Here is a 270-nt window from a genome sequence, read left to right as displayed (position 1 = left end):
CCCTGCGGCTGGCCGCCGCCGTCCAGCCGCACGCCGGTCACGTCGGCCCGCGCCAACGGGGCTGACCCGGTGTTGCGAACCCGCACGCTGTACTGCCCCGACGTGCCGGTCAGCGTACACACCTCGATGCCGTGGGGCGGTGTGTTCGCGTGCGTGGACGCCGCCAGGACGGCGGCGGGCAGGATGGCGGCGCGGAATAGTCGGGACGGCACGGTACGCTCCTATAAGAGGAGGCAGCGCGCCGGGACGCCGCGTTGCCTGCCTTATTAC

1 pseudogene is annotated in these 270 nt (G+C 72.6%); it reads right to left on the bottom strand.

Annotated elements, in window-relative coordinates:
• Positions 1–212 (bottom strand): annotated as a pseudogene (locus tag SB771_RS34655) (hypothetical protein); the annotation flags it as partial.
• Positions 213–270: the final 58 nt, after the last annotated feature.

Source organism: Burkholderia sp. SIMBA_051 (assembly GCF_046534915.1).
Classification (GTDB): Bacteria; Pseudomonadota; Gammaproteobacteria; order Burkholderiales; family Burkholderiaceae; genus Burkholderia; species Burkholderia ambifaria.
This window is presented reverse-complemented; position numbering and strand designations above follow the sequence as displayed.